At 36.2% G+C, this 6,948-nt stretch carries 5 protein-coding genes; 3 read left to right on the top strand and 2 right to left on the bottom strand.

Features of this window, described 5'->3' with window-relative positions; translation table 11 throughout:
- Nucleotides 1-288: 288 nt before the first annotated feature.
- Complete coding sequence (locus DMP16_RS06905; RefSeq protein ID WP_069284365.1) at nt 289-1,398, top strand: lipoate--protein ligase family protein; 1,110 nt, start codon at nt 289-291, stop codon at nt 1,396-1,398.
- A gap of 40 nt (nt 1,399-1,438) precedes the next feature.
- Here the strand turns inward: DMP16_RS06905 and DMP16_RS06900 are convergent, their stop codons facing one another.
- Both DMP16_RS06900 and DMP16_RS06895 read right to left on the bottom strand, forming a co-directional pair.
- Nucleotides 1,439-2,935 (bottom strand): class I adenylate-forming enzyme family protein, encoded by a 1,497-nt coding sequence (locus DMP16_RS06900; RefSeq protein ID WP_069284366.1) that lies wholly within the window; start codon nt 2,933-2,935, stop codon nt 1,439-1,441.
- Between the two features lie 68 nt (nt 2,936-3,003).
- Nucleotides 3,004-4,974, bottom strand: a complete 1,971-nt coding sequence (locus DMP16_RS06895) for a 3-hydroxyacyl-CoA dehydrogenase/enoyl-CoA hydratase family protein (RefSeq protein ID WP_069284367.1) — start codon at nt 4,972-4,974, stop codon at nt 3,004-3,006.
- A gap of 89 nt (nt 4,975-5,063) precedes the next feature.
- Between DMP16_RS06895 and DMP16_RS06890 the strand changes: the two genes are divergently transcribed.
- Together DMP16_RS06890 and DMP16_RS06885 are read left to right on the top strand one after the other, a co-directional pair.
- Nucleotides 5,064-6,254: a thiolase domain-containing protein gene (locus tag DMP16_RS06890; protein ID WP_069284368.1), complete on the top strand. Its 1,191-nt coding sequence runs from the start codon at nt 5,064-5,066 to the stop codon at nt 6,252-6,254.
- A gap of 1 nt (nt 6,255) precedes the next feature.
- Nucleotides 6,256-6,798: a Zn-ribbon domain-containing OB-fold protein gene (locus tag DMP16_RS06885; RefSeq protein WP_069284369.1), complete on the top strand. Its 543-nt coding sequence runs from the start codon at nt 6,256-6,258 to the stop codon at nt 6,796-6,798.
- Nucleotides 6,799-6,948 lie beyond the last annotated feature (150 nt).

Raw genomic sequence — 6,948 nt, 5'->3', positions numbered from 1 at the left:
TTGCAAAGTGGCAACTACCAGATGAGATAATATTCGAAAAAGAAATACCAAAAACAAGTGTAGGCAAGTTCAGAAAAGATGAGTTAAAGAATAAGTATAAGGATATATACATGAAGTAAACTTAATTTTTTAAAAGACTTCGGTCTCTAGTTTTTTATTAACATTTAAGGGTGATTTCTCCTAACTTCACGTGAAATTTCCTTAAATTATTCCATAAAAAATGCTTAAGCGTATTTCATCAATATCACAAAAAAGTTATTAAACTTAAATGTACTTATATAGTTTAATATGTCTTCATTAACAGGGAAAAGTCTATTCATAAAAGGTAGTGATTTAGCTGATACTGTAGCAATTCCTGCTGCAATTATCTATGAGACTAAGAGACTTAACGTGCCAATATTAGTAGTAACAAGTGCAGGTAAGAGTGGAATAAGTTTAGGGTATTTCCAAGATGTTGATACGGAAGTTAATCTTGAGGAGGCAAGAAAAAGAGATGTAGAGGTTATAAGGAGGCTTGGCGTTGGAGGTGGAACTATATATTCGTCAAAGGGCTCAAGTATGGCGCTTTTTATGACTTTTCCTAAAGACTTTTTCACAAGCATGGATAAGGCATTCTGTCAAATCGGTTCTGCAACAGTCCACGCTTATTATAAGTTAGGGGTTAAAGGTGCTTGGTACGATCATATAGGGGATGTAAGAGTAGGATCTCCTAGAGCCCATAAGAAAATCACGGGTTTTGGTTTTGCTACAGTTGAAGAAATATTAATCCTTAATATGGTAATTGGAGTTGGAAAACTGAACTTTGAGGAGATGGCTAGCGTAATAAAGATTCCCCCTGAAAAATTCATGGATAAGACCGCTAAAAGCGTTCAAGAGTACGTTACGTCTGTAGAGGAGGAGACTGGGAGGAAACCCAGTGATGAGGAAGTATATGATGCATTTAAGAGTAGTCTGGAAGAGACGCTTAAAATAAAATTAGATTCACATGAATTCTCTGACCAAGCTAAAGATATATGGAAGAAATACAAGGATATAGCCAAATCAGATCAAAATCTATATCTGAGATCGAGTGCAAAGAGATTTTCAAACATACCTAAGGGCTATTCCTTAGGATTTTCGAGATATAAGGCTAGGAAGTTAATTGTAACTCATTTACTTACTGACGGGAAAGAGATTAAAGACGTTATGATAAGTGGTGATTTCTATTGCTCTCCAGGTGAATACTTATTTGAACTAGAACAAAAATTAAGGGGTATGTCAATAGAGGATAAAGAGAAAATATTAGCTACCATTAACGAGATCTTCTCTAGGAAGAATTTCGAAATGCCTTCAGTCAAAGCTGAGGATATACTTGAATCAATATCTAGGGCTATTGAGGACGCAAAAAAGAGACTCTAGCTCCTCACTACCTAAAAAAGTGAGATTTTTCTTTTTCGTTTTATAAACTATCCACAAATATAATCTTTCTGATTTTTTTGTAAAATGCTACTTTTTCATTGACATAATTTAATAATTCTTCCTCACTTACCTTACCCTTATACTCATCCTTTAATACTACTTTAGCGAAAACCCTATGACCTACTTCTGGATCCAACTCCCCATCAACGTAAGCCTTTTTTACGGCGGGATGACTTTCTAAAATTATTTCCAAATCCCTAGGTAATATTGGATAAGCTTTATACTTTAAAAACCTCTTCTTAAGCCCCTTAAAGTAAAGTAAACCATTATGATCCATTACGAATATATCCCCCGTATAAAGCCATCCGTTTCTAATAGCCTTATTGGTCTCATTTAAATCTATTACCCCATTACTTCCATAACCCTTCATATTCCAAGGAGACTTAACTATTAACTCTCCTTCTTGACCTATTGGAACTTCTCTGGTACCCGTTTCCTTATCGACTAGTTTTATCTCTACAGTTGGCAATGGAATGCCTACGCTCCCATATACCTTAAGGTTAGAGGGTTGGTATGTCACAGCTAATCCCTCAGTTAAACCATATACTTGAACAAGAGGTAAGCCTAATTCCTCAAAATATATCTTTTGCAATTCCGGAGGAACTGGAGCCGCTCCGGTAATACATAGCTTTAAGCTAAATTTCTCCTTTTTCAAATTATCATAGACTTCTTTAAACACTAAAGGAGGGGCAGGCCAAATATTAACCTTATATTTGTCTAATGACTCTAACACTCTGTCTTTATCATACCTCCTAAGTAATACCACCTTTCCCTTCTCTATCATACTGCCTAAAAGTGCATTTAACCCAAATATATGAGCTATTGGAAGGGAAATGAGTATAGTATTTCCCTCGCCTATCTCCTTAGATCTGACAGATGTACTTACATAATTTGAGGCAATCAGACCGAAGTGCGTATGGTAAACTTCATACGTTCTTCCTATAATTCCTGCGTAATGCATCGATACAGCTATATCTTCTCTTGGATTTACTTTAGCATAAGTCACTTCCTCAGATGCAGACAACCTACTCAGATCGCTTTCAGAGTTTAGAGAAAGGACTTTATAGCGAGAAGATAATATTTCTCTTTCTCTCTTTAAAATTTCATCTTCTGTGACAATAATTTTAGGGTTAGTCAAAGAGAGCTGATATTCTAGATCCTTTCCAGATGTTAAAGGATCTATTAAAGCTACCCTAACCCCTATGATAAACGAGCCAAAAATTATTGGTATAACTAAAGGACTATTGTACATAATTAATGCTATTGCATCTCCTTTTTTCAGTCCTTCTTGTTGTAAATAATTAGAAAATCTTCTTGATAGAGAGTAAAGGTTATTATAAGTGTACTCCTTATTTTCGTAGACCAGAAATGTAGAATCTCCCTTCTCTTTTGACGCTTTTTCTAAAAAGTAATACGCTGGTTCTTCTGGAATCTTTAAGTCTAAATCCTTTGGATAAAATTTAGACCATATGCTCATAGATATTCTTAATTTACGTATTATATATAAAGTTTTTTATCATAAAAAATAATAATATATAAAAATTCTTATCTTCCCTTATATCTAGGCTGTCTCTTCTCTATAAACGCTTTCATTCCCTCTTTGAAATCCTCAGTTGCCGATAGAATGAAGAGGTCTTGAGAGGCAGAACGTAGTTGTGTTAGGAAGGAATTTCTAATGGAATTAATAGCCCTCTTTATTGCCATAGTAGATAAAGGTGCAATTCTCTTTATCTTCTCCACAATTTCTACAGTAGTAATTTCCAATTGATCTGACGGGACTACAATATCCACTAAACCCAATTCCTTAGCTTGTTTAGCACTCATCCAATCACCAGTTAACGCATATCTAGCAATTTTCCTACTAACGAATCCAACTCCCACAGAGGAAGCTAATGGTGGTAAAGCACCTATTAAACCCTCTGGAATGGAGAAAATTGCGTCCTCGCTGGCTATTATAATATCGAATAATATGTTTAGTTCCATTCCACCTCCAAATGCTAGTCCATTGACGGCAGAGACTATAGGCTTATTATAATTCATCAAGAGATTAATTAGCGGAGAGGAGATCTTCTCATCCCACTCTAAAACCCCAGCCATTTCCTTCCAATAATGCATCATCTCTATGTCATCTCCAGCACAGAATGCCCTACCTTCTCCTGTAATCACTACCGCCCTTATTTCTGGGTCTTCTTTAGCTTTACTGAAGGCTTGAGTTAACCCATTCCACATCGCTTCGTTTAACGCATTCAATTTATCTGGTCTTGACATCGTTATTTTAGCGTAGTCATGTAACTTCTCATACTTGACAGGGCCAAAATTTACTCTCTCATACTTCCACTTATAAAACCCTTCACCACTCTTCACACCTAATTTTCCCTTTTCAACCATCTCAACTAATAGGGGATCAGGCTTGTAATTCTCGTTCTTAGTTGTCTCATACCTTATTTTAAGAAAGTTAACCACGTTATCAACTCCATACTTATCTGCAAATGTCAGAGGTCCTTGTGGCCATCCCATTCCCTTAACCATTCCCTTATCTATATCCTCTATTGAAGACACTTGATTCCTCAAAAGCCAAGCTCCCTCATTTACCGCTGGAGCTATTATCCTTAAGGGGTTAATATAATACATGTTATCTGTAGGAACGATTTTAGGTCTCTCATATACCTTACCAGAATAATCATAAAATCCCTTGCCAACTTTCATCCCTAACCTTCCTTCCTCGACTAATTTCTTCAGAACCTTAAAGTGTGGAGGTTCCGTTTCACCTCTCTTAATTGCTTCTAATGCTACGTTATAAGATACATCAATCCCAGTGAAGTCCATTAACTCTAAAAATCCCATTGGCATTCCCAATCTAAATCTCGTCATAGCGTCAATGTCTTCTTTAGGATATCCCTCATCGTATAGCAAGACTGCTTCGGGGAAAGTTCTCCCATTTATCCTATTTACCAGGAAACCTGGAATATCTTTTCTTACAATAACGTAATCCTTATTTATACTTTTTGCAAAATCTACCGTTTTCTTTAAAGTATCCTCACTAGTCTTATTACCCATGATAATTTCCACCAATGGCATTAACACTGGAGGATTCATGAAGTGTAATCCAATAAACCTATCTTCTCTCTTCGTTGCTTCAGCTAGGTAACTAATTGGAATTGAAGAAGTATTAGTTGCAAATATTGTCTCATTCTTAACTATGTTATCTAAGTCTGAAAAAATCTTTCGCTTAACTTCTGAATTTTCGACGACAGCTTCTATGACATAATCTACGTCAGCGAATTCTTTAAGATTAGTTGTAGTTTTTATACGTGACATTACCTTATCCACTTCCTCCTTTAACTGTCCCCTTTCCTTCAACTTTTCCAATGACCACTTTATCTTTTGAACAGCGTTTTGTAAGATACTATCTGACACATCAGATAAAGTCACTTGATACCCAGCAATTGCAGCGACTTCAGCAATCCCATGACCCATAGTTCCAGCTCCTACTACACCTACTTTTGATATGGGCATAAATATATAACAATTTTATAAAATAATAAAATTTTCTCATAAATCACTACTACAAAAAATTAATTAACTTCTGAGAAGAGTATATAACTATGACAAATGTAGCTATAGTTGGAACTGGACATACCAAATTTGGACTTAGAAATGACGTAAATCTACAAGAACTTGCATGGGAAGCGGTCAAACAAGCATTAGAAGAGGCTAATATTGAACAAAAGGACATTGACATGTTCGTAGTAGGAAATGCTGGTGGATGGAGTTCTGAACCATTATCAGCTATCGCAATTGGTGAGTATTGTAATTTGACACCTAAAGGTACTATGAGAGTCGAGGCTGCTTGTGCAACTGGCAGTGCAGCCATGAGAATAGCTTATCAAGCTATTAAGTCCGGAGAATCTAAGGTCGCTCTAGTTGTAGGAGTTGAACAAATGAACCAATCTCCACATCAAGTAGCCGTAGAAATGATGGGAAGAGCAGGGAATTACTTCTGGGAATTTGAGAACTTTGGCTTAACTTTTCCAGGTTATTACGCCCTATATGCAACGAGAAGAATGGCTAAGTATGGAATGAAAGAGGAAGATTTAGGTAAGATTGCAATTAAGAATCACTATTATGGCAGTTTCAATCCTTACGCTACCTTCCAAAAGCAAATAAAAATGGAAGATTATCTAAAATCCAGAGTTGTAGCTTATCCGTTAAAAGTTTATGATGCTTGCCCTATTACCGACGGAGCTGCTGCTATGATATTAGCCTCAGAGGAAGTAGCTAAGAAGTTAACGGACTCACCAGTTTGGATAGTCTCGCAAGGATTTGCCTCCGGAACAATAAACCTATCAAAAAGAGATGAGTTCTTAAATATTGACGTAGCTAGGATTGCCACAGAAGAAGCTTATAAGAGGGCTAATGTTGAATTTGATAATGCTTGGAAGTATTTCGATGTGGCTGACGTTCACGATTGTTTCACAATTGCTGAAATAATGGCTTATGAAGACTTAGGATTCGCAAAGAGAGGGGAAGGGCATATACTAGCAAGGGAGGAACAGACATACATTGGAGGTAAAATACCAGTAAACGTTGACGGTGGGTTAAAGGCTAAAGGACATCCAATAGGGGCTACTGGTGTAAGCATGGCAGTATCAATAACAAGACAACTACTATATAGGGCTCATAAAGGAACACAAGTAGAAGTAAAGAACGGAATGGGAATAACACACAACGTAGGAGGAACAGGACATTACGCATACGTAACAATATACTCAACTAGAAAGCCTTCAAGTGGTTAACATGGGAGTAACTGAGGTAAAGGAAAAGATATATAGTGAGATAGATAGAAAGGTAGCGGAGCAAATAGATGCTTTAATAAAGTCCAGTGGAATGCCTATAATAAGAGATTTAAAAACGAATAACCCACTTTGGATTGATGTTAGGGAATTAACTCAGAGATTTGTAATTCCTATAGGAAAAATATACAAATTCTTCGAATATTTATCTAAAGGAAAAATAATAGGAACTAAATGCCCTAAGTGCGGAACAATATACTTCCCTCCTCAAGATGATTGCACTAAATGTAAATTGTCTGGATTAGATACTGTTGAACTTTCCGGAGAAGGGGAACTTCTTACTTATACGATAATTACAGTGAAACCTGTCAGCTTCATGCATTATCAAGATTACGTGGTAGGTATAGCTAGATTAAAAGAGGGCATAAACGTGCTAGCTTGGGTTAATGAGGATCCTAAGAATATTCAAGTAGGGATGAAAGTGAGAGTGAATATCGCTAAGAGAGAGCCAGAGGGCTATCTAGTTTATGAGTTAAAAAAGGTATAATTTTTTATTATAAAAAATTCTAAGATGAACTTGATGAAGTATAGATGTTATTGTATTTTTCCCTCATCACTTTCTTATCAAATTTACCAGTTGACGTTTTTGGTATTTCTTTTTCGAATATTATCTCATCTGGTAGTTGCCACTTTGCAA

This window comes from Sulfolobus sp. B1, assembly GCF_007050195.1.
Lineage (GTDB): Archaea > Thermoproteota > Thermoprotei_A > Sulfolobales > Sulfolobaceae > Saccharolobus.
The sequence above is the reverse complement of the archived record's forward strand: the minus strand, read 5'-3'. Positions and strand labels throughout refer to the sequence as shown.

Excerpts from the sequence above, each read along its gene's own strand:
- DMP16_RS06895 (WP_069284367.1), bottom strand. The coding sequence starts at position 4,974 with ATGCCCATATCAAAAGTAGGTGTAGTAGGAGCTGGAACTATGGGTCAT.
- DMP16_RS06905 (WP_069284365.1), top strand. The coding sequence starts at position 289 with ATGTCTTCATTAACAGGGAAAAGTCTATTCATAAAAGGTAGTGATTTA.
- DMP16_RS06900 (WP_069284366.1), bottom strand. The coding sequence starts at position 2,935 with ATGAGCATATGGTCTAAATTTTATCCAAAGGATTTAGACTTAAAGATT.
- DMP16_RS06890 (WP_069284368.1), top strand. The coding sequence starts at position 5,064 with ATGACAAATGTAGCTATAGTTGGAACTGGACATACCAAATTTGGACTT.
- DMP16_RS06885 (WP_069284369.1), top strand. The coding sequence starts at position 6,256 with ATGGGAGTAACTGAGGTAAAGGAAAAGATATATAGTGAGATAGATAGA.